The 26715-nt window shown below is 41.5% G+C and carries 21 protein-coding genes; 9 read left to right on the top strand and 12 right to left on the bottom strand.

From position 1 onward, the window contains the following. Window positions 1–166: 166 nt before the first annotated feature. From bla to R2R71_RS19760, 5 genes are all read right to left on the bottom strand, one after another. Window positions 167–1063, bottom strand: coding sequence for a class A beta-lactamase (gene bla, locus R2R71_RS19780; protein ID WP_316833018.1), 897 nt, complete (start codon window positions 1061–1063; stop codon window positions 167–169). A 101-nt stretch (window positions 1064–1164) separates the two neighbouring features. Next, window positions 1165–2388 (bottom strand): retropepsin-like aspartic protease, encoded by a 1224-nt coding sequence (locus R2R71_RS19775; protein ID WP_316833017.1) that lies wholly within the window; start codon window positions 2386–2388, stop codon window positions 1165–1167. Window positions 2389–2495: 107 nt separating this feature from the next. After that, entirely contained in the window at window positions 2496–3038 is a 543-nt protein-coding gene (locus tag R2R71_RS19770; protein ID WP_316833016.1) for a helix-turn-helix transcriptional regulator, read from the bottom strand. Between the two features lie 105 nt (window positions 3039–3143). After that, window positions 3144–3824, bottom strand: a complete 681-nt coding sequence (locus R2R71_RS19765) for a LytTR family DNA-binding domain-containing protein (protein WP_316833015.1) — start codon at window positions 3822–3824, stop codon at window positions 3144–3146. Next, a complete protein-coding gene (locus tag R2R71_RS19760; protein ID WP_316833014.1) occupies window positions 3821–4900 on the bottom strand; it encodes a sensor histidine kinase in 1080 nt (359 codons plus the stop codon). Before R2R71_RS19760 ends, R2R71_RS19765 begins: the two co-directional genes overlap by 4 nt. 182 nt (window positions 4901–5082) lie before the next feature. Here R2R71_RS19760 and R2R71_RS19755 point away from each other — a divergent pair, with 182 nt between their 5' ends. Continuing rightward, on the top strand, window positions 5083–6171 hold the full coding sequence (locus R2R71_RS19755; RefSeq protein WP_316833013.1) for a TlpA disulfide reductase family protein: 1089 nt from the start codon (window positions 5083–5085) through the stop codon (window positions 6169–6171). A 753-nt stretch (window positions 6172–6924) separates the two neighbouring features. Here R2R71_RS19755 and R2R71_RS19750 read toward each other — a convergent pair. Further along, window positions 6925–7635, bottom strand: coding sequence for a TetR/AcrR family transcriptional regulator (locus R2R71_RS19750; protein WP_316833012.1), 711 nt, complete (start codon window positions 7633–7635; stop codon window positions 6925–6927). A 375-nt stretch (window positions 7636–8010) separates the two neighbouring features. Between R2R71_RS19750 and R2R71_RS19745 the strand changes: the two genes are divergently transcribed. From R2R71_RS19745 to R2R71_RS19735, 3 genes are all read left to right on the top strand, one after another. Continuing rightward, window positions 8011–8316, top strand: a complete 306-nt coding sequence (locus tag R2R71_RS19745) for a hypothetical protein (RefSeq protein ID WP_316833011.1) — start codon at window positions 8011–8013, stop codon at window positions 8314–8316. Window positions 8317–8415: 99 nt separating this feature from the next. Further along, the gene (locus tag R2R71_RS19740; protein WP_316833010.1) at window positions 8416–9279 is read left to right on the top strand and encodes a GLPGLI family protein; all 864 of its coding nucleotides are present in this window, start codon (window positions 8416–8418) and stop codon (window positions 9277–9279) included. Window positions 9280–9332: 53 nt separating this feature from the next. Further along, on the top strand, window positions 9333–11969 hold the full coding sequence (locus R2R71_RS19735) for a TonB-dependent receptor (RefSeq protein ID WP_316833009.1): 2637 nt from the start codon (window positions 9333–9335) through the stop codon (window positions 11967–11969). Between the two features lie 341 nt (window positions 11970–12310). Here the strand turns inward: R2R71_RS19735 and R2R71_RS19730 are convergent, their stop codons facing one another. The 3 genes from R2R71_RS19730 to R2R71_RS19720 all read right to left on the bottom strand — a co-directional run bounded on the left by R2R71_RS19730 (window position 12311) and on the right by R2R71_RS19720 (window position 15148). Continuing rightward, window positions 12311–12541: a hypothetical protein gene (locus tag R2R71_RS19730; RefSeq protein WP_316833008.1), complete on the bottom strand. Its 231-nt coding sequence runs from the start codon at window positions 12539–12541 to the stop codon at window positions 12311–12313. A 155-nt stretch (window positions 12542–12696) separates the two neighbouring features. Continuing rightward, window positions 12697–12948, bottom strand: coding sequence for a DUF3072 domain-containing protein (locus R2R71_RS19725; protein ID WP_316833007.1), 252 nt, complete (start codon window positions 12946–12948; stop codon window positions 12697–12699). Window positions 12949–13843: 895 nt separating this feature from the next. Continuing rightward, window positions 13844–15148: an FAD-dependent monooxygenase gene (locus tag R2R71_RS19720; RefSeq protein WP_316833006.1), complete on the bottom strand. Its 1305-nt coding sequence runs from the start codon at window positions 15146–15148 to the stop codon at window positions 13844–13846. A gap of 213 nt (window positions 15149–15361) precedes the next feature. On the opposite strand from R2R71_RS19720, the gene R2R71_RS19715 reads away from it, so the two are divergent. From R2R71_RS19715 to R2R71_RS19695, 5 genes are all read left to right on the top strand, one after another. Further along, on the top strand, window positions 15362–15931 hold the full coding sequence (locus tag R2R71_RS19715; RefSeq protein ID WP_316833005.1) for a Crp/Fnr family transcriptional regulator: 570 nt from the start codon (window positions 15362–15364) through the stop codon (window positions 15929–15931). Window positions 15932–16000: 69 nt separating this feature from the next. Further along, window positions 16001–16363 (top strand): glyoxalase, encoded by a 363-nt coding sequence (locus tag R2R71_RS19710; RefSeq protein WP_316833004.1) that lies wholly within the window; start codon window positions 16001–16003, stop codon window positions 16361–16363. 744 nt (window positions 16364–17107) lie between these two features. Further along, the gene (locus tag R2R71_RS19705; RefSeq protein ID WP_316833003.1) at window positions 17108–18169 is read left to right on the top strand and encodes a sensor histidine kinase; all 1062 of its coding nucleotides are present in this window, start codon (window positions 17108–17110) and stop codon (window positions 18167–18169) included. A gap of 8 nt (window positions 18170–18177) precedes the next feature. Next, the gene (locus R2R71_RS19700; RefSeq protein ID WP_316833002.1) at window positions 18178–18858 is read left to right on the top strand and encodes a response regulator transcription factor; all 681 of its coding nucleotides are present in this window, start codon (window positions 18178–18180) and stop codon (window positions 18856–18858) included. A gap of 24 nt (window positions 18859–18882) precedes the next feature. Further along, the gene (locus tag R2R71_RS19695) at window positions 18883–20589 is read left to right on the top strand and encodes a CocE/NonD family hydrolase (RefSeq protein ID WP_316833001.1); all 1707 of its coding nucleotides are present in this window, start codon (window positions 18883–18885) and stop codon (window positions 20587–20589) included. A gap of 116 nt (window positions 20590–20705) precedes the next feature. Here the strand turns inward: R2R71_RS19695 and R2R71_RS19690 are convergent, their stop codons facing one another. The 3 genes from R2R71_RS19690 to R2R71_RS19680 all read right to left on the bottom strand — a co-directional run bounded on the left by R2R71_RS19690 (window position 20706) and on the right by R2R71_RS19680 (window position 25789). Beyond that, a complete protein-coding gene (locus R2R71_RS19690; protein ID WP_316833000.1) occupies window positions 20706–20849 on the bottom strand; it encodes a hypothetical protein in 144 nt (47 codons plus the stop codon). A 239-nt stretch (window positions 20850–21088) separates the two neighbouring features. Then, entirely contained in the window at window positions 21089–22339 is a 1251-nt protein-coding gene (locus tag R2R71_RS19685) for an Ig-like domain-containing protein (RefSeq protein ID WP_316832999.1), read from the bottom strand. Window positions 22340–23014: 675 nt separating this feature from the next. Beyond that, window positions 23015–25789 (bottom strand): outer membrane beta-barrel protein, encoded by a 2775-nt coding sequence (locus tag R2R71_RS19680; protein ID WP_316832998.1) that lies wholly within the window; start codon window positions 25787–25789, stop codon window positions 23015–23017. Window positions 25790–26715 lie beyond the last annotated feature (926 nt).

The raw sequence follows: 26715 nt of genomic DNA, 5'->3' as shown, positions 1-26715 counted from the left end.
TTAACTTGCTCGTTGTAGCCCACACAACTTGAAATCAACCATTACGCTGGCCAGGGCTGACAGTCCACTTGGTCAGTATAATAGACCATTTGATGAAAACAAGCATTTATTTGACTACGACTACATTTAGCAACCGAACGGATAGCACTTACTACTGCCATTGAATTCATTCCGAGTGACGATTCCAAAAAAACTGGCTAATACGTGCAACTACGCCTTCCCTAACCGAAAGGTCTGCTTTAGCATCGGAAACAAAAACCACAATAGCAAGCCTGGAACCATTGGGAAGTTCAACGATCCCCACATCATTAGTTGCTGCAGCAATTCCTTTATTGCTTACGCCTGAAGTTCCGGGTTTATGGGCAACCCTTGCATCACTTGGCAACAACCCCTTCATTCGTGCCGGTGCGTTGATCGTTTCGATCATCAGCTGATATAGATAGTGCTGGCTTGCTTGGGACAGAAGACCGCCATTTTCAAATAGCTCCAACAGCTTCAGCATCGCTTTCGGTGTGCACCAATTACGGTACTGCACGTCCCATGCCTGCCCCATCTCTTTCTCGGTGGCAACGATGGAAATATCCCTGACGCCAAGTCCATGCACATAATCGTTTACTACCAGGGGTCCACCCAAGAGTTGAAAAAGCCTATCGCAACCATTGTTGTCACTTTTTGATACGGTAAAACGAAGTAGCTCATCGATCGTTAGTTCAACATCCCCTTTTGGATACTTGTCCCTGATGGGACTAACAAAGGGAATGCTCAGGTCTGCGGCACTCAAATAGATTTTGTCGCTCAAGCGGAGTTTACCCTGATCAACCCGGTTCAAAACCGCCAGCGCCAATGGAAACTTCATTACGCTCTGCATGGGAAAATGCCTGTCGCCGTTTAAGAATACTTCTTCGCCTCGTTCCAAGTCCCGAAAGGCCACACCAACAGTTCCCCTGGCCGGTGCCGACAATGATGCGAGCTGATCGAGCAGCCGTTTTTGCTGGGCATCACTGCGCAGGGCTAGTACATTCAGCAGGAAGATTAGTAGAAAAGAAAAATAGCGTATAGACATAACATCAAAATTAGTAAATAAAACATCGGCCAAAAATCCAAAGAGCGTTCAGCACAACATTAAACCCATCAAAAATGGGTAGCTCAGTCTCCTATTTCCGCTTAGTCTTTTTTCGGCTGGTCTTGGAGAAAACGTTCGTAGTTATAATAAGGGTTATCCTGCTGACTGTTGGGCTTTAAGTAAAGGAATCCGTTCCGGTTATCCAGAATCACATTGAAATGGCTGAGCAGCTGGTTGCCGAACAGCGACGGTCTGCCGCCGGGCCTGGCCGGATCGGCCGCGTTGGTTACGATATCCCTGAAAGTAAGCCCCGCGATATGCGCATCCAGCCGCACGATTTTTCGCCCGTTCACCACAGTCAATGCCTCAAGCTGCTGCCAATGGCCGCCCACTCCGGTAAAATCCTCTCCCAATAACATCGTCCCATCTCGACCTGTGTCAAAAAGGAACCAAAAATCAAAATGCTTACCTCCCTGACTGATTCTCGCTTTAAACTTTGGGCGGTCCTGCTCATAGTAAACAGGCACTTTAGTATAAGTCCCGATGTCCTGGGGAAGGCTTGGATAGATCATGAACTGCTGCGTATCATAGTCTAGCCCGATGATCTGGTCCCTGAAAAAGCCATTGCCAATAATCAGGTCTTCGTAATCCTTCATATTGCCCACCTCTGTAAGGGAAACCCCATCCCAGGACAGCCCCCCTATCGCCAGGTGATTGTCCAGGCTGGTGCGTTCGCGGTTTAGCCCTGAAGTGTTGCTGACAATTTTATGTGAAGAAAAGGAAAGGCCCAATCTTTCAGAAGCATTTCGGTTGACTACGCCCGTTCCGGCCCCCAGGTCAAACTGCACACGGACGGGCTTTTGGTTGACATTTCCGGAAAAGAAGACCTTCGAATCCCTAATTTCAATAGGGATAATTGCCACGCCCGGCCAATGGCTGAACTTGGGCAGGTTTGGCGGAAGCACCGATGCAATTTCTATATGACAAGTATCTTGGCCCAGCAGTACCTGAAGCTGATAGACCATGCCTGGCCGGGTGCGTATACGGATCGAAGACTCATTGGTATGAAAGACGACGCTGCTTTTGCGTCCCGGGATATTGACATAGTAGCGATCGGGCTTTTCTTTCGGATCCAGCCGCCAGGCGAGTTTGACGTTAGGTCCATCGGCAATAAAAGCTTTTTCGCTTGATGCTTTCAGCAGTGGGATTTTTTCCTGTCCGCAAGCGGAAAGGTTTAGCCAAGTGCAGCACAGTACCGCAGTCAAAACGCGCAGTTGCTGAAGATAATTTTGCCTCGTAAAAATGACATTTAAGATTGAATTCATTGGAATATTTTTTCTGCAAATAACGACATTGAAAAGCCCACCTTACAGCAATCCAGCCCGACAATCAACCGACAATCACCCGTCAAAAGTGCCGGATGCGATGAAAATCAAAAAAAATTAATGTCTGGCTTCAGCAGTGGAGCGTCGCTTCTGCCCATTGTTATTCCGTTACGGCAGATGATAAAGGAGTTGCCTGCAAGCCATGCTATCGGGATGAGCATGGTAAACTTGCTCCCGACCTTCCCCCAGTCGTTGAGCATCAATACCAGTAGTCCCATAAAAACCGCTATGACCAAACTGGCCAGCTGGATGGATATCAATTGGTATACCAGCCTGCCCCGCTGTTTTTTCAACACCATCAGCAGCAGCGGAACCAGGACATTTAAGGGCGGCAGAATGAGCATAGGCAGGGCGGAAAGATTGATAATCTTCGCCCACTTTAGCGCCTCGTCCTCGAGCGATGATGCGTCTGATGTTAGCAGGCAAGCTTCCTGGACACCTAAAGCCTGTGCCAAAGCCTTAAGCGTGAAGCCCCTTGGCGACTGGCCGGATTCGATTCGCTGGATGGTTCGTACAGAGATCCCCGACTTCTCAGACAGTTCTTCCTGGGTCATATGTAAGCGCTCCCTGAGCAAAGTTAGCTGTTGCATAATGCTAAATTAACAATTTAAATCCTTTGGTATAAACCCGTGGCTTTCCTGATGAAGCTGTGAGCTACAAAAAGTTCTTCAGCTACTTCTACAATGCTGCGCGGACTACCGATGAAGTATTTTTGCAAGGTTTATCCGGTACTGCTCACCCAAGGGTATCGAGGTGCCTGAGATTACGATCTCCCAGGCTTTCAACTCGTCTACGGACCCAACGTTTACCACATAGGAACGGTGGACCCTGATGAACGATGCGGGCGGTAATAATTCAACCAGGTGTTTCATCGTCATATGTGTAAGGTAGTTTCCCGAAGTCGTGCAGAGCAAAAGGTAGTCCTTTACAGACTGTACGTATAGCAGCTGCTCATGCCATACCTTGACCAGCTTTCCCGACACCCGGAAATAGGTATAGGGTTTTGAAACAACCGCCTTGAAAGGCTGCATCCGCATCAACTTACCAACACCTTTTTCAAAACGTTCATAGGTAAAGGGTTTGAGTAAGTAGTCCACTGCCTCCAGATCAAATCCCTGGAGGGCATAGCTCCCAAAAGCCGTGGTAAAAATGACTGCAGGCGGATCCTTTAGGGCGCTTAAAAAGTCAATACCGTTAATGCCGGGCATTTTAATATCCAGGAATATCAGCCTCACCCGCTCCCGGTGCATAACCTCAAAACCCTCCATTGCATTGCTACAGCTGGCCACCAACTCCAGCGACTCGTGGCGTGCAACGAAGCCTTCCAGAACTTCCCTTGCCAGCGGTTCATCATCAATGATAAGGCACCTGATCATGAGCTGCCGAGTTTTAAGTTCACCTCAAACCTTGCCTGCTCCGCAACGATATTCAGCTGGTAACGACCCGGGTAAAGCAGATCGAGCCTTTTGCGTACATTGATGATGCCCAGACCTTCTTCCGAACGAGCGGTAAACGTCTGCGGACGGCTGTTGATCACCTGTAGGCTCAACGCCCCCGCTCCCTCCAAAATCACAATATCTACGTAGCCCGTATCCATCTCCTCCTCCAGCCCATGCTTGAAGGCATTTTCAACGAACGGCAATAGCAGCAGTGGCGGAATGAGGGTATCAGGCTCGACCCCTTGATCATCGAAGTTGATACGAACGGTTGAGGAGTAACGCAGCCGCTCTACGGCAATGTAATCTTCTAAAAAAACAATTTCTCTGGAAAGCAGTACTTGCGGCTGCTGGGCTTCATATAGGATGTAGCGCATCATCTCCCCTAGCTTTGCAACCATTGTGGCGGTATCTTTCGACTGCTTGAGCGCCAGCGCATAGATATTGTTTATGGTATTGAAAAAAAAGTGGGGATGGAGCTGCGCTTTAAGGTAACTTAGCTCAGCCATTGTCTTTCGGGCTTTCAGCTTACTGATGCGCTTGTCCTGGGCGATAGACCTCATCAATAGTGCAAGGCCGGTCAATGGGAAGATCGTAGCAATCAACTGATAATTAAAGGTAAAAAAGAGCCTGGGATTGTGCAGTTCCTTAAGGGCACGGCTTCGTAGGTGCTCCGCGATAATGCTGCAATGCGCCACTGCCCAATTGATCACATATTTTTCGAAAACACGGTGCATCAACACGAACATCATGCATGAAATCATCGCTAACAGCACTTTACGTTCCAGCACGCAAGGTTTGAGAAAAAACCAGTAAAAGATGCAGTAGCAGATGAGCTCCAGTGATTCGGTGACCAGACGGTAGCCAAAATCGCGGGTAAAGCCGCTGAGGTTATGTTCTTCATAGGCGCTGTACTCCATATCGCTAACCAGTGAAATTCCAAAAGTGATAAAAATAAGGAAACCGAATTCCAGCCAGCGGTAGTCGGGACTTTGGATACGATCAGTAAGCTGCATGTAGTAAAATTAAAACTATTCGGCAAAATAATAGATCTTCCTGTAAATCCTTTAGACAAAAGCCTCAATTATTTCGACCAAATCGGCCCCGTCTAAAAAATAAAACAATCCGTCTAAACCCGTTTTCGATCCGTTATCCCATAACTTACCTTTGAAAAAAATCGGTAAAAAAACTAATAAACATGAAAATCACCATTACCCTGTGCATAATTGGGCTGTTGAAGATAGCCGCGTATAGTCAAACCAAGCCCGCCTACCGGGTCCAGGGTACTGTTACCGGACTCACGGACGGGACCTGGCTTTACCTGCGTACCTCCTCACCTGATCGAAGAATAGATTCCTGCCAGGTCCAGGGCGGAAAGTTCAGCATGTGCGGTCACATCGATGCAAAGGCCCTACGGGTCTATCTGCATACCGAGCGCTATTCGAATTACCTGAGCTTTTGGCTGGAAAACAAGGCCATCAACATGCGGTTGACTGCGGGAGCATTTAAACGAGGCACCGTTACCGGTTCTGCCACAGAGGACGAAAATAGGAAACTCACTGCCCTGACAGGTCTTTTTTCGCAATTGAGCGACAGCCTTGGCAGGGTTCTGGAAGGGACACAGGATTCCCTGAAGCGGCGTACGCTGATCCAGCAAATTAGGGAAGCTGACCTCAGAAGTCAACAAGTGGAACAATCATGGGTGCATGACCATCCCGGCTCCATTTTATCAGCTAATATCTTGGGTATCTACGCCAGCACCTGGGGAAAAACCATCACCCAATCGCTCTATAAAGGCCTAAGTAAAGATAACCGCAAAAGTCCTGATGGCAGGAATATCCGCGAATACCTGGAACTCAACCAAAGTGTTAAGATTGGTGGGCATTATGCCGATTTCGAGCAGCAAAACCCGCAAGGGAAAACCATCAGGCTATCCGAGTTCAAAGGTAGGTACATCCTGCTTGATTTCTGGGCTTCATGGTGCGGACCCTGCCGGGAAGAGAATCCCCGCCTGGTGAAAACCTATCAACGCTTTAAGGCTAAAGGCCTTACGATAATTGGGATATCCCTGGATGAAAATCGGACAGAGTGGGTTAAGGCCATTGAGAAAGATCAGCTTAACTGGGAAAACCTGAGCGATTTGAGAGGCGATAAAAACAGGGCTGCACTCATCTATGGTGTCCACGCCATACCTTCAAATTATCTGATCGATAACAAGGGTATCATTATCGCGACTAACTTGCGAGGAATAGCGCTGGAAAATCAGCTGGAGAAGCTGATGCCTTAGGGGCAAATTGGTTTCTGATAAATCCGATCTTAAGAGATAGCAAAACATTTTTTCTACAGAATATATACTTTTCGATTGAATCAGCAGTGGAAATTAAATCATCCCGCTGTTCACATTCGTTTCATGGTTTACTGCATATACCAGATAATCTAATGTGAAAGTTTCCTCCAAACCTTATACCTGTACAGCGTAGACAGCAAAGCTTCATTCTTCAGCAATTGCCAATTCCCTCAAAACAAGTTCCATCCTTACACCTTGCTTTTAAGTGGCAGCTCCACTACCGAGTAATCCGGTAAAACCCAAACCGATTCTTTTTGAAATTGGTATGATCATAGATTTTGGTATTGATAGCCGCCATACAGGGTCAACATAGCGATTATTTTTCCAGAATGGCTTATGGTATTCTAGTACGAATAGTACTGATTCGTCAATCCAGATTTTCACACGCGGGCGGATTCGGCTTAGCTGTGCTGTTAAAGCTGATGAGAAGCTGATTTTGCCAGCGTAATGGGCTGGCAGGCAAATGCCGACTTTATCCGACCTCAGCTCTTCATCATTTACCGTTTCGATGATGAGTTGCGGCTGTTCGAAACATAGCGCGTTTACTTTTTTTTAATAATAGCTGATACGCTCAAGTATATGATTAAGCAGTGCTTCAATGAGCGCTTTCTTGGTGCCCCATACCGGATAGGAGGCCTGAAGAGCCCTCTAATATTACAACCTAGAGAATTGAAATCAACTCGGATATAAACCTTATGAATACGCCCAATCAATAATCTGTTTCATTGTCCTTTTTATCTCGAGCTCTCCTTCGCGCTGATTGATATCTATGCCGCACATCGAAGAATCTTTCTTTTTCGCACTAAGGGTAAGGTAGTAAATACTGCTAACTAAAATTGCGTGTATCGCTCTAATATTCTTGTCCTTCCCTATAAAATATGGATCAATTAGCTTTGTGAACAATCGTTCCGCCAAAGCCTCCCGTTCCTTATTAAGGGCTATTAATGCAGGAACATCCTCACTCAAACCCCAGCTTATTATCTTACGCATCTCAGCATTAGTCAACAGCGAGTTGAACTGATTCTCTAAAAGTTCATATGCAACCTGCTTGCCATAATCGGTTTTACTCATAGCAACAATCTGGTCAACCTGCGCAAGATTTATTCTCCAATAGTCTCGCTCGTTTAGGTACGCTTTAACAAGGTTGTCCAATGTACCGTAATACTCATAAATTAACTTTCGATCTACCGCCGCAATTTTTGCGACATTAGTAATGCTTAATCCAGTAAAACCATCTTTTTCAAGAATAGAACCAACTGATTGCAATAGTCTTGTTTTTGTGCGATCCTTATCACGAATAGGGCCACTGGTAGGTTTTCGTCCCATAAAATTGTCTGAGTCCGACAAGGTGCAAATTTCTGTAGCAATAACCAAAAAAAAGTTAGGATAGATAATCCAGCTCAATTGATAGCGGATTTATCCAGCAGATGAATTGGAGGAAGGAAATGATCAATCTCTAGCTGCAAACATTCTTGAGGTGTTAAGAGATATTTTCAGGCCGAAGTCAGCCCTTATGTTTTTTTGAAGAACCGAAATATTTACCGCTGCCCGTAAAGGCTAATATGAAAAAAATATGATCAGTAAATAGATCAGAGATTCAAGGATTTGATAAAAAAAATAAAAAAAAATTAACTCAAAATAAAAATAATTCTCACATTTGTGAATTAATATTTAAGGCTATGACACCTGAGATATCAATCTTACGTCATGGGTGTCAGCAGCGCGACCATTCTTCAATTCCATAGATGAAACATTTATTTATTTAAAAAAACAAAAACTATGAAAAATCTAATCACATTATTATTATTTACCGTTGTTGCGTTCAGTGCATATGCAGGTGCTACCCTTCCAAAAGAAACTGAATCTGTAATAAAAAAGGAATTCAGCAAAACAAATATCAAAACTTCAAGAACCGCTATCGCTAAGACTAGTTTTCGAAAATCCTCATGTTTTATATTTCATGATAGTTGCGGACAGACGGTTACAATCTATGTTTCCGGCGCTAATCATGTATCAGAATACCAGCTATGGTTAGCCGCCTACAAAGACTTCGAACAGCACACTTATGCTGATGGTTGCTACTAAACTATAATTAAATTGGTATTGGAGAATGGTCTTTTTTACATCTTTTGGTTAACATAGCCCTCGTGCAACCAATAGTTTTAACTTTTTAGATTACAGGTTATGGTCAATAATTATAAATTCAGACAGTACTTCAGGCTTGTCGTAATCGCTTATGCATTAGCGCTTTTGACATCATTCAAGAATAATTATACTACTGAAAAGACGGAGCCAGCCTTTCTGGCGTATTACCACTTTTTCCATATCCGTGACACAACAAATACGGGCCGGATCTGGGAAGAGGAATTTATCTTGGCTTCCAATGGCAATAAAAGCGCCTATCTAAGCTACAGTAAAATTAAGCAAGATTCACTAATCCAGCTTCGACTGCAAAAAAATAGCGGGGCAGATGGAAACCCCATTGATATGGGAACAATTGCGAGGACAACCTCGGAAAGAATATATACCGATCAAAGTAAAAAAGAATTGGTGTTACAAAAAAGCATTGAGAAGGAAGTTTATCTTATTAAATCGTCCCTACCGAGCATTACCTGGAAAATCGAAGGGGAAACTAAACAACTTTTGGGATATACATGCCAGAAAGCAACAGGCAAATGTATGGGCCGGGTATACACGGCATGGTTTACTACCGATATTCCGGAAGGTACAGGTCCATGGAAATTACAAGGATTACCAGGATTGATCCTGGAAGCCTATGATGTTTATCACCGGATTAAGTTTACTTGCACCAAGATACAATTGAAGACAGCTCTCCCCAGATATGCGTCGGTTATCCCGCCACTCGAAGCCATCGTAACCACCCAAAAAGCCTATGACAGAATGGACAAGGCTTATAGGGATGGTATTTCTGGCGACGTGAGTAGCATTGACGGCACTATGGTGGATAAGGTGACTGTTAATGGTGGCGTTAATAACGGCCGGACAAAGAAGTTTAGTATTAATAATCCCATTGAACTGGTTCAATAACCCCATTTGTTTTGCTATTCCGGGCGACGCTGGTATTCATTTTTCTCTTTAATGTGAGCTTTAACGTTCTTGCGCAGCAAAAGTTTAGCCTCACAGGATTTGTCAAAGACAGCATCGGCAAGCCCATTGAAGCTGCCTCGGTGAGTATTATCGTTTCAAACGGAGCAGGTATAGCGTTCAGCAGAACTGATGCAAACGGCTTTTTCAATTTCGTATTTTCGAGCACGGAAGCTAATTTGAACATCAAGGTTACAATGATTGGTTTTCAAAGTCGTTTTTTAGCCCTCCAACCCAAGACAACCGAGCCATATATTATACAACTCAAGGCATTAGCCAAACAGCTTGAAGAAATCACTGTCAGGACGGAACAAAAAATTTCCATGGCCGGTGACACACTCAAATACCATGTGAAGGCATTTAAAGATAAAAATGACAGGGTATTACAGGATCTGCTCAACCGCCTACCTGGAATACAGACCGATGAGAAAGGGGTTATCACGTATAATGGCAGAAAAATATCTACACTCTATTTGGATGGAGATGATCTGTTAGGTGGTAAATATGGATTAGCTACCAACACAATACCTGTTGAGGCTGTGGAGCAGGTACAGGTAATCGAGAGAGACCAGCCCATAAAAGTTTTAGATGGTTATCTGCTAAGCGATAACGTAGCGCTAAACCTGAAACTTACCGAAAATGCCAAAACTGTCGCACTGAATTCCGGCAATTTAGGCCTTGGTAATAAAGCCTATAATGGTGAATTAAATGATCTCCTGATTAGAAATCAGCTCAAAAGCATCAATAGCCTTAAACTGAATAACATTGGAACTGACCTCCTTAGTGAAAACGCTGATTTAGGAACTGCGCTAAGCGATAATAATATTCCTTTGAAGCGGAACCAGCGCTACCTAAGCATGGGAACGGAGCCGGAAGCGCACCTCGCCCAAAGGTATGCGCTTCTCAACCAGGACTTTTTAGTCCATAGCAATTTCCTTTTAAAATTTACTCAAGACTGGTCCTTAAGACTCAACACCGGCTTGTTAAAACTGCGCCGGCAATCCATAAGCCGGAATCTGTTCAAATATTATCTCTCAAGCGCAGATACCGTCCAATTTAGCGAAATGCAGGATAACTTGGAGCGTTTAACACAGTGGCAATTTCAAATACAGGTAGAAAGAAATGCGAAAAATCTTTACCTTAAAACGGTAACCAGACTTGAAATGCCGAAATGGAAAAGAATAGGGCAAACCAGGCAAAATGAGAATCCAATGCTCCAGAATCAGCCTTCCAATTACGCCTCGCTTAACAACGAAACACGAGTTATGAAAGCAATCGGTTATCATTGGCTACTACAATACCAATCAATTATCCAAGCCTATTCATCGCAAGAATCTTTGTCAATTTTTCCCGGCCAATATGACCAGGTTGTTAACTCTGGCCGCCCCTATCTTGCGCTAGACCAAAGATTAGCGACGAGAAATTTTTTAGTAAATGAATCAGCTACCATCAAAGCAAAGTATGAAAGTTTTGTTATCTCATTAAGGGGCGGTGTATCTTATGAACAGAATAAACTTCAATCAGCGTTGTTGCGAACCGATTCATTGAATGTGATCTCTTCGGCTGGTGTACGTTTTTCGAACGATAATCGGTTTAACACGATCAAAATATTCGGTAATCTGGCGGTATCCTATAAATTTGCTAAGGGCAGCATCAGTCTGGAAGCTAACCCAAGTTCCAATCACATCACAATCTCCCCGGCACAGCACACTTCCGGTCAGTCGAATAATTATTTGTTGACAAATCCACAACTGGAATTCCGAAAAAGTTTTCGTAAGTACCACGAATTGCTTTTCCAGTATAAAAAGCATACAGAATTTGGACAAATAAGTGATATCTATCAAGGCATTGTACTCATCAATTACCGAGAATTGAATTATAACGACACTCCGCTGCCAAAAACTAAATTGAATGATGTTTCCTTAAGGTATTCATACAGAAAACCTATTATCATGCTGTTCTTGAATAGCAGTTTTAGTTATGAAAATACGAGGGAAAATTTCATTTCCAGGTATACCCTAGACAGCGGGCTTACACGTACATCAGTAATCGAATTTCCGAACGATAAAACGAGTTATATCCTTAGCAACAGCTTATCGAAGTATTTATTTCACCTATCCACGAACATCTCCGTGAACAGCCAAGCGGGAATCCGCAAGGGATTTATCTATTATAACGATGAAATATCCGCATATCGAGCTTACAATTATAGTTTGAATTTGGCGCTTCGCAAGAAGATAGCCTCAGACATTAATGTCATGTTGAGCGGTAATTTTGCCGGTTTAGTGAACCGGCAGGCGCTATCTGATAAACAAAACCTGCGCAACACTACCTCAATTAGAGGCGCAAAAATAGAGTGGCAGCAACATATATCCAACAATATCATTTTGGAAACTAACTATCAGTGGAGTGCATACCGGCAATCAGGTCAAAGCACAGTGAATAACCAGTTTTTTGATCTCAAGTTAAGCTATACCTTCCAAAAAAAGAAAGGTTATCTCCAACTCAGCACCATCAACATCCTCAACCAGAAACAATACCAGCAAATCACGGCCACATCCAACCAACTTACCATACTACAGATACCCTTAAGATCAAGAACTTTTCTGCTGAGCTATTACTTCAGCTTCTAAATGCCCTTACCCAGAAAAGTTTGAAGCAATACAGGCAGTGTGCAAAATTTAGTTTTCGCCTTGATTCCTTAAATACGTGTTCAGCATTGTATCGAATTGTACTTGAGCCGATGAAAACATTTCCGGTTTCCAAATTTAAAATCGGTGATGGAGCTCAGCCGTCAGACAGCAAGTGGGTCAAGCGGCTTGTTTATTATCGGATCTACCCTGGATGCTGTGATGGAAATTAACCACCAAACGAGCAAAATCGCAATGAAAAAGAAAATTGCTAATCCTTGGTAAGAGTTGGTCAGAAATACCCTTCCATAAACCCATTTTAGCTTGTTTCTGATAAAAGCCTATTATACAACGGCCTCAGCAAGCAGATCAATTTCATTTATAAATTCCAGTAGTTGGTTTGGGAAGGTCTGATGTGTTTTTGCAGGAGAGTATTTGCCATTTAATTTTGAAATTAACCCCTTATCTATTCCATCGACAAAGACCCTGCATGAATCGGCTGGGGCATTGACTTGTCTTAGGATAATAACGCTATCATTAAAAGGAATTATTCTTGTCTGGAATACACTGAACATGGAGTCTGGTTAGATTTGTTTGCCAATGAAACAAGAAATACAGTTATAAGTTTTAGAAATATGAAAATATTCACCTACAAGGCTACCCATTAATGAACATAATGTCAATAGCCTATTTAAAACGCGCTGACAATAGCGCTCCAGCGCGTCATATTTTACTCTGTTGAATCTAGTCCCCTACCAGTTTTTTGCTGCAACTCATCAATTCTTTTAGACGCCTCTGCCTTCGACAACTTTCCGTCGAAAGGCTCCCCTGCCTCATCAGATAAAGTTTTCAGATATGATCCCTGAGCGCCTGTCATGGGCTCATCTCCGGTAGTCCAGTTATCAGGATCTTTGACTGTATTGTCGCCGCGCAATTGATTTTGTGCGTTTAAATCTTGTCCATTATTTTCTTCGCTATTCATACTTTTAAGGATTTGTTAATGAAATAACAATTTCGAGCTTTTGAGGTTTGCTTTATTCTAAATCAGAATGGTAATTTCAGTTGCAATGTCCAATTTTGTTGGATGATGCACTTGGTTATGAGGGTGACTATTTAACCCCTAGCGTTTAGCTTTTTTGGATCAGTGGATGTAAAAGGGTCTACGGTGCCAAATTTCTTTGTCATTTGGTCTCATCCGCCCAGATCAGTTTGGTATTTAGCTCACCGATTCTACCTTGAATGCACTCAATGAATAACTCAGTAAGCCATTCCACATTTTTAAGATGATCTTGAATGACCAGATTAGCTTCCCGGTGCCTTGCTTTAGTTCAAGCTCTTAAGACACGCTAGCGAGCACAACGCAAATTCTGGCCCCCATTACCAGTTTAACGTGATTTTCGGTCGTTATTTTTGCAGGCCCAGATGTAAGCCATGATACAATTTATAGAAATCAGAAGATTAAAGGCTAAGCTATTGTGAATCAGGCTTGGCACCTTTAAGCGCAAAACTACCCTTCCATGCGTAAGTTCGCGAGTGCAACGGTACTGAAAACCATTCTGTTCACTCACAACTCAAAATAGCCATCACGGAGCTGTCGATGAAGCCCTGTTTCAACACGTAGCGATACTTTGGCGATGGGATCTTATTTTTTGTAGATGGCCATTCGATCGATGAATAACACTATCAGGACTAATTGACACACCAAAATTTAAAAAGTTTCTGAATTTGCCGCTATACTGTTTTGATCTTATTGCTCGCGAATATAATACGCTGCTGATAAATGCTCATCATCCCAACCTCATTAATCGATTTGCGAATGTTGTGTGTTTTGAAAGTAGCCATCGGATGGGGCACCATCGGGTAAATGTTTGCTAAACCTATTGTTTGGAATAGTCCTTCAAGTCAATTTCTTTTTTTGGTTTAGCTTTATTTTTACCGAAGAGACGAGTGATGAATTTAACAGGTGGACTAGCTACAATTGAGAATATACTATTAATTATGGCAACGCCAATCTTTGATGTTGGATAGACAAAACTTGGAACGCCGGGCGGTCGCTTTTGTATGTTGTTTATATAGGGTCTCATCAAGGCCTGGTAGTTAGAAAATGCCTGTCCATGGGATTCAGCGGTAGCAAGTTCTCCCGCCAAAATATAAGCTCCGGATATGGCAGCATCTGTACCTTTTCCAGAAATGGGTGTTGGGCAGTAGGCGGCGTCACCAGTCATCGCAACCCTACCCTTATACCAGGACTTTGCTTTCACCTGGCTCACCCTTTCAAAGTAAAGATCATCAGTTGTTTCAATCTCCTTTGCGATGCGCTCGGACTCCCAACCAACGCCCTTGATTTTATCAATGAGTACTCTTTTCTGCTGTTCGGTACTCAGTTTTTCATAACCCCGCTCTGGCGAGCGAAAGAATATGCAAGCTCTTGTTTTACCGTGGTTGTCTGGACGAATCAGAAAAACTATACCTCGTTCGGTGTTGCACCACCGTGCCCAGCGAGTATCCGATCTGGCCTTCTCGATGGTAAGGTAGGCACTGTAAAGGCCGAGATATTTAAAATTTACAGACTTTCCAAAAACGAGCTTCCTAGTATGCGAACCGATGCCTTCTGCGATTAACAGCAGACTGTAAGCGGCTTTTTTACCGCATTGAAAGCTGATCTCTAACATCGAGGAGGTCTCATTGATTTTGGTAATTTGATTTGCGAACAAGAACGCTACTTTATCTTTAATAGGTTGGTACATTAGCTCAACCAAATCACCCCGAAGGATTTCTATTTCCTGAGTCATACTCAGTGGATTATCCTTTGGAAACTCTGCAACAGTTTTGTTGTGCGTAGTTACAAAGCGGATACCCATCTCGGTGGTTGTGGCGGCCACCACTTTTTTGTCCAGTTTCATTCGCCGAATAATCTCCCATGCAGGACCTTTGACATCGATGTTTTGTCCGCCAAGGCGAAGTTCTTGATTTTTTTCAACGACAGTCACTTCAAAGCCGTATTCAATCAGCCAATAAGCCAGTGTCAATCCTGCAATACTAGCGCCGGAGATAAGTACTTTTTTTGTCGCTTCCATACTATTAACTATTGTCCAGTGATAGCTCAACCAAACGTGCCTTGAAAACAAAACAGCGATGCAAAAGTTTTCCCAGCGGCTATTATGAATTGAAATGATACCCATAAGATTCCTCTCCGAAAACCCTAAATTCCTTAGGACCTTGTTCGTTGCGTTTGAATTTTATAAGCATCATAGTTTTTGGTTGACCGCTTTAGGTAATTTGTTGATGAGGTATACTATCATTAGTTTGCTCATGTAGATCGATGAGTCTTGAAAATATTAAAAAAATATATCCTTTATGATGTTGCAAAAAACTGATTTTTTATAAATTGCGACGTGTATTCAGATGTATTAAATACCGTTGGCATTTTTGAAGACTGGGAAAGGCGACTTTTTGAAAAGGAGGTTAAACTTAGATATCTTGATAAAAATGAGCCTTTGCTTAAAAAAGGGGATATTGCCGCAGCTGTATTCTTCAATTTAGAAGGCTCCCTTTACCAGCATATCTACAATGAAGAAAAAGGTGAAGCCATAATAGATCTTCATCTAAAGAACGAATGGGTGTTAAACCATAAAAGCTTTCTTACCCAACAGCCCGCAAATAGTACGATCACTTCCTATTCTGGAGGGACAATTCTCGAACTCAGCATTCAATCCATACATTATCTAATCGGCCATTCGCTATCCTTTCTACAATTAAACAAGATCATAGATACGGCGGTCTCAAGAATTGCCCTATTCGATCATGCATTAACGCCTAGAGAAAAATACATCTATATTTTAAATACAAGGCCACAACTGATACAAGAATTTCCGCTGAAAATGATTGCATCTTATCTTAAAATTACCCCCGAGACCATTAGCAGGGTTAGGGAAATAATTTTCCGTGACAAAGGTTTTTATTGATTTCAATCAAGTATAGTTACGCAATTGTTGGAATATCTTTGTAGAAAATGATATAAACCAATAAGCAATATGGAGTACCATGCAATTTCTATCCGGCCGTTCGTCGGCTCAAAAAACTTTATAACATCCAGGAACTTCTATCAAGAAATTGGATTTAGCGAAACAAAACTTGGCGCTGACATGTGCTTCTTTCAAAATCAGAAAATTGGATTTTACCTCCAGAATGCCTTCGTTCAGGATTGGGTAGACAATACGATGATATTCCTTGAGGTTGAAGATTTAGATCAAACCTACCATGATTTGTTTAGCCTTGATTTAAAATCAAAATATCCAGAAGTAAAATTAATCCCGATTCGCTCAGCGCATTGGGGTCGGGAATTTTTCCTCCATGATCCCGCTGGCATTCTATGGCATTTTGGGTCATTCAACTGATATCCGGTTATCATATACCGTAATAGCGCGAAGTTTTTAATAGATAGCGATGATTTCTGGATTGATTGATCTCAGAGAGAGATGATATCTCCAGTAGAAATCAAGCGCAGCATCACAATATCCTTAAATCACTGAAGGATCCTTGAGGCCTGCAATTGTTATTCAAAAGGCTTCACGACATACCCGAGCTAGGAGATTTGCATGCGACAACTACCCAGATGCATATTCTTTCTGCGCTAAAACCATCGCATTTTGGTTTGCTTGCATAATGTATTCAAGCATCCAATAATGACTTGAGTCAGGCCAAATGGGTCAATTTTGCATGTCTTTAGCCACCACCGTACGCTAAGCAGTACTTATCCTCAAACACAACACTGCCTTTTTTTAACTGAATTATAACTAAACCAACTGCTATTGTCTATAATTCGCTATAGCACTTTGGCTCAGAATGATTTTAAGATATTTTCTGGTAAAAAATTAAAACTGCATGAGGAGGAGTCAATTCACCACAATTTGCCTATCGATTCACTGTGCTGAGAGAACTTCGTGGACAAATTTATAGCAGATACCCCAGATAGCCATCCTAACGATTCGCATTGATTTATAAAACAGTCTGGTATGCTCACCGGGTCCAAAACCCTTTTGAAGGCTGTAGCGGGCCAGCTGGATATGTGCTCTTCCCCAATAAGCTGCATCCATGTATTTTATCAATCTTATTTCAGAAAGTTTTCGTTGTTTTGAATTATGGCTTTAAAGTTAAAAATTTCACTTTACTGGAAATGCCAGTTAATTGGCTGGTCATGCGCTGCCCTTTACTGGGGCTTCAATGGATTTATCGGTGGAAATTTTAACTGGTCTGTGGGTTTATTGCAGTTTGTAACTGATGTTGGAATATATATTTTACTCACACACCTGTACAGGAATTTTGCTTTAGCAAGAGGATGGAACAAACTGCCTTTAAAAGCTTTATTACTCAGGCTAATCTTTACTGTCGTTGTAATGGGCTTTGCCTACTTCATTATTACGCTCGTCAAAACCTGGCTTTTTAGAACCTATTTCTTTACCGGGAATGGTTCGTTCAAAGCTTTTGTCGATTATAATGGGCTGAATATTTTAATTGCGGGTATCAGACTGATGTCGATATGGCTCCTTGCCTACCACCTCTATCATTATGCCATCCGCGAAATTATCATTGCCAAAGAAAATGCAAATCTCCTAGTATTACAAAAAGAGGCCCGCTTAAATCATTTATCCGCGCAACTTAACCCACATTTTTTATTCAATGCGATGAATACCATCAAGTCATTAATCACTGAAAATCCACTATCTGCCAGAAGAGGAATTGATTTGCTTTCAGATCTACTACGCTCAGGGCTATACAGCGGCGAAGACTTTATGGTTTCTCTTGAGCGTGAAATAAACCTTATTGCAGATTATCTGGAAATGGAAAAATTACGTTTTGAAGAACGTCTTGAATACGATATACAAATTGACAATAAGCTGGGCGATTTGAATGCTATAATTATCCCTAAACTGTCAATCCAGACTTTAGTTGAAAATGCATTAAAGCATGGAATAAGTAAATTAAAAGCGGGTGGACTAATATCAATATCAATCACCCGTAGGGATGAAAGCCTATTGACCTTGGTTTCGAATCCGGGAAGCATCAAAACAAATAAGTTATCGCAAGGCTTGGGATTAAAAAATCTAAATGAGCGTATTAGATTAACATATAAGGAAAAGGCCTGTTTAAAGGTAACAGAAGAACATGCAAAAGTACTTGCGACCTTAATTCTCCCATTATGATCAGGATCATGTTAATCGATGATGAAAGAAGCTCAAGAGCTGAACTGAGGCGGATGATTGAAGCATTTTCAGATGTGCAGCTAGTTGGCGAGGCGGCTAATGCAGATCAGGCAGAAGTGATGATAAAAATTCAAAAACCCGATCTTCTTTTTCTCGACATTCAAATGCCAGAGCGTTCTGGATTTGATTTGCTTGAATCATTAGATGAGATCCCTTACATTATTTTCACAACCGCATTTGATCGGCATGCTGTAAAAGCATTTGAGGTTAATGCGTTGGATTATTTGCTGAAACCAATTCGTGCCGAGCGTTTAGCGCTAGCTATCGAAAAGGTGAGAACTAAACTTACTTCCAAACATCCCCCAGATCGTATATTCATAAAGGACAAGGATAACTATCATTTCATCAGTTGGGAAAAGATTTATTTGATTGAGTCGATGGACAATTATGCGAGGTTGTTCTTTGAGGATAAAAATGTATGGTTCAAGAGTTCGTTAAATCGGCTGGAAGAGAGATTGGATAAGCTGCAATTTTTCAGGTGTAACCGATCACAGATGATTAACCTAAATTTTATTCTGAAAATAAAAATCATTCCAAGCAGCAAATTACTGATTACATTAAAAACTGGACAAACAGTAGCACTATCGGAACGGCGGTCGGTTCACTTTAGGGCAATTAATAAAATATAAAACGAATTTATTAATCAAAATACCATGAAAAAATTAGTCATGATGGCATTGCTATGCCGATGCTTTTCAAGCCTTTGCTTAGCACAAAACTACATCATACAGGATAGTGTGATGATCAAAACGCCAGAAGGGCAACAACTTTCTGCAGTTGTTGTACGCAAAGCTCAAACAAGTAAGCCATTACCTACGGCTTTAATGTTTTTTATCTATTCGAATACTGATCGCAGTATTCAGGAGGCAAAATATGCAGCTGATAAGGGATATGTCGGCGTGGTTGCCGATACCAGGGGCAAAAGGCTGAGTCCTGATACAATCGAACCATACGAGAATGAAGTAAAGGATGTGAATGCCGTAATTGGCTGGATTATCCAACAACCCTGGAGCAACGGTGAAGTAGGCATGTATGGCGGAAGCTATTCCGGCTTTGCGCAATGGGCTGCACTTAAAAATCCGCATCCAGCACTGAAAACCATTGTTCCCTATGTGGCAGCAATTCCAGGGCAAGGACTACCTATGGAAAACAATATCTTCCTGAATGCCAATTATCAATGGGCATTCTATGTAACCAATAATAAATACACCGATGATAAAGTAAATGCTGATCATAACCGCTGGCATAGCATGCGAAATAATTGGTTCAATACAGGGGCAGCCTACAATAAGATTGATAGTGTTGATGGTACAAAAAATCCCTGGTTACAGAAATGGCTTCAGCACCCAAGCTACGATCACTATTGGCAATCGATGGTACCCTACAGAAAAGACTTCGCAAAAATAAATATACCTGTACTCAGTATTACTGGATATTATGATGATGGACAAATATCTGCCCTGCAGTATCTGACCGAACACTATAAATACAACCCTAAAGCAAATCACTATCTGATTATAGGGCCTTATGATCATTTTGGTGCACAGAAAGGAGGGTCGAGAATACTCAGGGGCTATCAGGTAGACTCTATTGCCTTAATTAATACACGTGAGATAACCTTTGAATGGTTGGATTATATACTTAAAGATGGCAGTAGACCAAGCATATTAAAAGACAAAATCAATTACCAGGTAATGGGTAGTAACGAGTGGCAGCACCAACCATCTATTTCTAAGATGAGCGATAAGCGGGTCAAACTCTACCTTGAAACTAAAAAGATTGGAAATGACCATATCTTATCCTCGAGCAAGCCTAAAGAAAAAGGTTATCTAAAGCAAGTTGTTAACCTGGCAGATAGAGAAACGACAAATAATGACTACTATCCAGACCCGATCATCAGAGATGAACTCGATAAACGTAACGGTCTTTTTTTTAGGAGCGATCGTTTCGACCGGGAAACGAGTATTAATGGTTTTTTTAGCGGTAGGCTATCGATGAGCATTAATAAAAAGGATATGGATATTGGCGTGGTACTTTACGAACTTACAGCAGAAGGCAAATATTTTCAGCTTTCGTATTTTTTAGGAAGGGCAAGTTATTTGAGGGATGCCACCAAAAGACATTTGTTAAGGGTAAATAAAAAAGAATCGCTACCCTTTGAGAAATCAAGATTAATAAGCAAAAAATTAGAAAAAGGTAGCCGGTTGGTGGTTGTGCTCAATATCGACAAAAATCCATTTGCCCAGGTCAACTATGGAACGGGCAAAGATGTAAGCAAGGAAACGATTCAGGATGCTAAATCGCCATTGGAAATAAAATGGTTCAACGATAGCTTTATCGAAGTGCCAATCAGAGAGTAGGTTAAACGATTGGTGATTAATTTCACAGGGCAATTTTATGATGTTTTGGGACATACACTTATTCCTCAGGTGTGTAGCATCGCTCAGGCGCTTTGCTGGAAGTTAAGCATACTGTTTCAGCTATGAAAAAGCATCAGATTATCTTCAACGCTTGAAGTATCCTGCGCCAGCTGCTCAGTTAATTTATTAACGCCTTTAATATACATGTTTTTTGCTAAATGTAACCAGTCGCCAGCAGGCAGTGAAATTACCGAATCCATATTATTCAAGCTGTTAGAGGCAGTTTTGATTCGTGTTAATATGTTCCTGGAGTGTATCGCGTATGAGTGAAGGCTTTTGTAAATCTTAATACAATAGATTATTACCCATAATATTTCAAACACGACGATATAATATCGCTTAATTTTATAAGCTTGTCAATTCCTTCAGCGTTGCAATTGGTCGTCCAATAAACAGTTCCGATAGTGGCAAGACTAACTGGCGCACAAGGCAATTAATTCTATAAGTTTCCCGTCTTGAAATCCATAAGATAGGGTTTAATCCGGATTCCATTCAAATCTCTAAACCCCTGGCCAATCAAAAGTTGATAATGGCGGTTGGGTTCCAATTTTTCCAATTCAAACGCTGCAGATTTGCCATCTGCTGAAAAACCGATAAAAGTTTTAACCTTTATCAGATAATCCATTCCCAGTGGCCCTAACTCGAAATTCCGGGAATGTTTGTTCATCGGGGCAGAAAAATTGATAGTGAATCTGGATACCTGCGGACTGACCAACTGGCCATTTTTTAGGGGATCAACGCTTAAAACTACCGGTCTGCCTTTCTCATATTCATCCATTAATGAGGTCACCGGCTTATCGAAGTAGCCAGATTTATCCACATATTTTGCCAGGGCTTGCGGATTGTTCGCATCTACCTCGATTAGCTCTTTAATGGCTTTCCTTTTATCTTTGGCTTTATGATAATAGGATTCAGCTATCGCATAACCTACATAATAGCCTAGATCTCTTGTTCCGAATAGGTTTTCTGCGTCACTATACAGCCAAAAACCATAATCAATATTGAACATCTGTTTCGCAAATAGCTGCTTAATTTTATCGATATTTTGCCGGCCATAGCCTAGGGCTGAAAGGGTTGACTTAGTTTCTGTTGCTTTCTCAGCGACAAATTCGGCAACGCCTTCCATAACAGATTGTCCCAATAAATTATCACAGGTCGTTGACTTTTGCTGGGTGTGTACATATTCGTGAATATTGGTAAACACTAAATTATCTAAATGCGCTTCAGCCATTGCTATCTCACTGCCAATGAGCACCATATTTGCTACCGTTGTGCCACCACTCCTGAAAGCGCCTACAGTATAATAGATTTCAGCAGGCTTCAAACTGGGATATAGCTTTTTAAGTGACGCTACTTTAGTTTCAATTGCTTTAGAATAGTCATTCGTCCTAAGGGTATTCTGACGGATGGACATGAAATATTCCTGCCTTTGATTGATCGCCTCCAGGTAATCCTTCTCGGTATAACTCCTTGCCTTAATCATTGCCAATTGCCCTGGGGTCGCCTTATTGAGAAATAGCCTTTGCAAATACGCTAGCTGTGCAAGGGTATCTCGTGTTGTCACGATTTTATCGTAAGCCTGCCAAAAATTATCCACGTCAGTGGCTACTAAGGTAACGGCGGATTGTGCTAAACTAAGTTGAAAGGCGGTTGTCCAAAATATGGCGGCGCTGAGTAAAGTTTTCTTCATTTTACTAACAGACACCTAATTTTCTGATATGTGACACTATTCAATAAATAAATCTTTCGTTTTTCTCCATTATCTGCATTGTATACTCTCAGCAGTTTTGTAACTTAGTATTGGGGTTTGTTTGTCCTCAAGGACAACTGCTAGTGTTGTCCAAAGATTAATTAAGTGCAGGCATGTTAGCATGCCTGCTTTTTTTACACGAGTTAACCTTACGCCAACTCTTTTCTCTACTTGCAAGCTACCCTTTTATGAAGGCCATTTAAACGTATCATTTTGTCCTCAAATTTTCTGCCTCAAAGCTTTGAGAAATTTCATGTTCCATGTGTGATATGCTCAACGTAAATTGTAGCCCACCATCCCTCCTCCTGACATTGCATCTTTCAGGACAATGTAAACCTTTAACAGCCCGTTTCTGATGCTTCTTATTCCATCTTTCAGTCTAGCATTCAATTTTGAGGCGCTCAGTGGGACAAGAACAGCCGAGAGAAAGCGCGCCGAGTCCTTAATTCGTATCTATTCACCTGCTCACTGCGTTAATTTACCAAGAAAAAATTCATCAGTCCTATCAGCTCCATCTGCCTCAACCGCTGCATCCTGCTAAATGATTACCGTTCAGTTCCGGGGAGCAAATGATATCCATCCATAAGCTGCATGTGATGGACAAGTAAGCATGGGCTAAAAATTAAATAAAGTCTGACGACCGCCTACTTTCTGCCCGAAGTTTTGAATATTGTAAGTCAGCGTCACCATGCCATATCTTCCTAAATTGTTTGTCTGGTAATCAATTACACTATTTCCTGTAATCTCAACCGTCCTGCGTACATTACTTTGCAAAATATCATTAATCGCTAATTTTAACTGTAACCGGTCGTTTTTCATAAACAAATAGGTTAGGGCTGCATTCCATAGTTTAATGTTGTTGTTATAGCCCGCAATTTGTTGTGAATTGGCAGTTATGGCAAAATTGGTTTCAAACACGATCTTTTTAGGATATCTAATGATCAGCTCCGAGGTTGCAGCATGTGTATTATAGCTTAAATTTGTATAAAAGCTATCTTGATATCGGCTGCGATTTAAACTAACCGAATAAAATTGAGCGATTTCCACCACATCGTTAAAGTTCACACGCACATTACCATTTGGTCCGATGTAAAATACATTGGCATCGCTACGGATATTGTTAATAATTACGGGCGCATGGTTGATGTTCGCCCAAGCACCTATTCCCAATTTTACGGTTGTTTTATTGATTTTAAAATCTCTAGAGCCATTTGCCCCACCATTGAAATTATAAATCCCACTTACGTTAATTGGTGTAATGGTTTGCACACCATTACTAATGCTTATGGTATTGACAATTCCGTTTTTCGTAAAATTTCCATAAGCATATAAATTGTAATTGATCAAACTTTTAGGATCATATTTATACATGTTCAGACTTAACCGCTGCATTCTGGCAGGCAGCAACCCAGGATTGCCATTTCTAATATAAAGCGCATTGGTATTATCGGCAACAGGTTGCAAGTAGCTCACATTAGGCTCGGTGAAACGCGCATCGTAATTTAGCCTAAAAATCTTATAAACCAGTTGGAAGGTGGGCCATATAAAATTATAGCGCTGATCGATATTGCCCGAATTGCTGAAACGGTTATTTAACGAGATATAGTTATGCACGACACCCGGTTGGATATTAAAATCTTTGGTGATCTTATACCTGAGACTTAAATTGGTATTTGTTTTAAAGCCTTTTTGTTGCACTGTTTGGCTTAAACTTGGTACTGCAATATCGTAAAGTTGATTTGCCGGGTTGCGGTAAAAAGTGCTCAGCGCATTTTCGTTATTGAGGATGTTTCCACTCAAATTAATTTTAAAACTTAGCTTTTTGCTAAGGGGTTCACTGTAGTTGGTATAAATGTACGACCTAAAGTTTTCAACTTGATTGTTACGAAGCTGATCAATTTCAGAGGTCGATGGGGTTAGAAAAAAGTTACTTATGCTCCGGTTGTAGTTAAGATTTGGGTTGGGCGTCGTAGATACATCGAAACCAATATTGATTGACCTTCCAGCCTTCTTAAAATCCTTGCTCAAATCAGCAACCAACTGATATTTATTGCTTGATGAATTGCGGTCAATTAAATTTTGCAGGTTGTTTACCAGCTGTCCTGAAGCATTTGTATTGCTAGAATAATTTGTACTAACCGTATTAGTTGAATTTAAAACGATAAAAGGTTCAATGGTTAATTGTGTGAGCGAATCTATTTGCCAATCCAGCTTTCCTGCAATATTATGTTTTAGCGTCAAGGCGCTTGTGTTTTCATTAACATTTGTGATTAACCGATCAGCACCCAAGGTCTGATTAGTATTAGTCAGTTTTTCAAGCAAATTATCGTTACGTCCAAAAAAATATTGAGTGTTCAGTTTTATCCCTTTTTTGCTTAGCGTGTTAAAATTAAATCCTCCGCCTGAAGAAGTCTGGATGCCACTGAAGCTACCTCCAAAACTAATACCATTAAATTCAAAGTATCCTCCAGAACTCATCATCATGGAATTTACGCCACTTCGGGCAAATCCACCAATTCTTTGCACATCATTTGGGTTAAAGCCAGGCTGATTAATATTATTTCCGTAAGCGAGAACGCTTACCTGAGTGGTATCACGAAAAAAGTTCATCAATCCCCCAGCCTGATAAAGTTCTTTGGTTCCCCCACCGGCATATAACTTTCCAAAAGCACCCTTTTTGATTGCTTTTTTAAGTTTCAGGTTAATCACCTGAGGAATTTCTGCTGCGGTTAAATCAGGATCGCGTCTTTTGGCTTGTTTATCATCAACTACCTGAACTTTATCGATAATATTTGCAGGGAGGTTTTTGGTGGCAATTTGCTGGTCTCCACCAAAAAATTCCTTTCCATCCACCAATATTTTGCTCACCGCTTTTCCGTTGACCTGAATGGAGCCATCGGAGGCAATTTGTACACCAGGAAGTTTTTTCAATAAATCCTCCACCACAGCTGAGGGTAAGGTTTTAAAGGATTCAGCGTTAAACTCAATCGTATCTTTCCTGACAATGATGGGCGGCCTCTCTGCCACAACATTCACTTCATTTAGATCATTGGCATGTGCCGAAAGATAAAGTGTACCCAGGTTGATGTCTGCTTGCTCAGCACTAAGCGATACTTCTTTCCGGTAGGTTCCATATTGCCAGGCAGTGATTACTAAACGGTATTTATTGCCCGTCTGTAGGTTATTAATTTTAAAGGTTCCCTTGTCATCGGATAGCTTGTAACTATTCAGTACGCTGTCACCAACTTTATAAACGGAAACTGTTGCATAATTTAGGGTGGTCTTGTGGTTGGCGCTATCAGCTAATATACCGGAAATACTTCCGTTTCTTTGAGCAAAAAGGGTTAAAAAGGCAAGGCTAAAAGCGATTGATAGTAATAGTTTCTTCATATAGATTTTTTAATAATGGAATTGCTAATTTATAATTGGCTAAGGTTTGGTTTTTAAAAATGTGATGAAAGATGAAATAAATGTGACCAATTGTTATCCTTCCCAAACGCTAGACGCAACCTGCTTGAAAATGTTGCATTTAATGCTAAAAGCGCATCATAACAATTTGCGCTAAGGGAGTAGATAATCTAATGTTGATTAGAAGATCTCCCGTGCCATTAAGGTAAGACGGTCAAATTAATAGGCTAAAGGAACAAATTGAATTTATAAGCGGAGGGCCCATTCCAACCGAATAATATTGCCTGCTGCAAAGCGATATGGGTAGCTTTTATCAAAGTATTTTGCAGCTCCAGGTTCCTTAGCTTTGTCTTACCGCCCGCAAGACTAGAGGGAGCGGCCATCGATACACTGAATTTCAAACTTAACGCTAAGGAATACAAAAAAGGGAAATTTATACTGGAAGCCGGAGCGGTATGTAAACGAATTTATGTTTTGAAAAGTGGTTTAACTAAAACCTTTTTTATGGCAATAGCCGCGAATTCTTCAGGCATTATTTTTCAGAAAAAATCATGTTCATTGTGCTAGACAGCTTCGTTGTGTAACAGCCCTCAACCGATGCTATCAGTGCCGTTGAAGATTGCCATCTCAGCTACATCGACCATAATGAACGGGGATTATCCCCGGATTTTCATGCAATCGAAACCTTTTACAGAAAATTTCTTGCATTAGCTTCAGTAAACATGATGGACAGCATTAGGCAAAGATCAAAACAAACGGCCCAGGTTGCCTGACAGCATTTTTTAAATGTGGATGGAGCATTGCGCCATTCAGTCAGCTTTGCGGTCTGGCCGCCGACCTAGGTATCGCGCAATTGTCCCTCAGCCGCATCGAGGCAATAAAGTAGTTTTTATCAATTGCTAAATGCA

The organism is Pedobacter aquatilis, assembly GCF_032678405.1.
Classification (GTDB): Bacteria; Bacteroidota; Bacteroidia; order Sphingobacteriales; family Sphingobacteriaceae; genus Pedobacter; species Pedobacter aquatilis_A.
The sequence above is the reverse complement of the archived record's forward strand: the minus strand, read 5'-3'. Positions and strand labels throughout refer to the sequence as shown.